This window comes from Arcobacter caeni (genome assembly GCF_003063245.1).
Lineage (GTDB): Bacteria > Campylobacterota > Campylobacteria > Campylobacterales > Arcobacteraceae > Aliarcobacter > Aliarcobacter caeni.
Genome location: NZ_MUXE01000045.1, coordinates 1 through 623, shown reverse-complemented (window position 1 = coordinate 623; position 623 = coordinate 1). Strand labels below are relative to the sequence as shown.

Here is a 623-nt window from a genome sequence, read left to right as displayed (position 1 = left end):
TATTTAAAGAGGCAATCATACTACCTCCCATTCCAGAGCCAACAATGGCTAAATCATAAGTTTTCATCTTTAGCCCTTTTGAAGTTTTCTATTGCTCTTTTTCTTGATAAAGATATATCAACTATTGATTTAGGATAATTAAAAAAAAGATTTGAAGAAAGTGCATTTTCTATATGGAAAAGTTTAGGGTCCACTTCTTCTAATTCTTTAATAACTGATTTAATAAAAAGACCATCTTTATCAAATTTTGAAGATTGAGTATAAGGATTAAATACTCTAAAGTATGGAGCAGCATCAGCACCTGTACTTGCAGCCCATTGCCATGAACCAATATTTGAACTTACTTCATAATCAAGAAGTTTTAAAGCAAAATATTTTTCACCCTTCTTCCAATCAACAAAAAGGTTTTTTGTTAAAAATGAAGCGACAATCATTCTTAATCTATTATGCATAAGACCTGTTTTATTTAAATGAATCATAGCTGCATCAATTATAGGCACACCAGTTTTTCCTTCACACCATTTTTGAAAGTCATCTTCATTTTCATTCCAAGAAATATTTATTCCATTGAAGTTTTTACTTTCAGAATTTGGAAAATGAAAAAGTATATAATTATAAAATTC

Annotated in this window: 1 protein-coding gene; it reads right to left on the bottom strand. The window is 28.7% G+C overall.

The features are described from left to right. Positions 1–53 precede the first annotated feature (53 nt). A partial coding sequence (locus B0174_RS12045) for an FAD-binding domain-containing protein (protein ID WP_205663529.1) occupies positions 54–623 on the bottom strand: 570 nt, incomplete at its 5' end.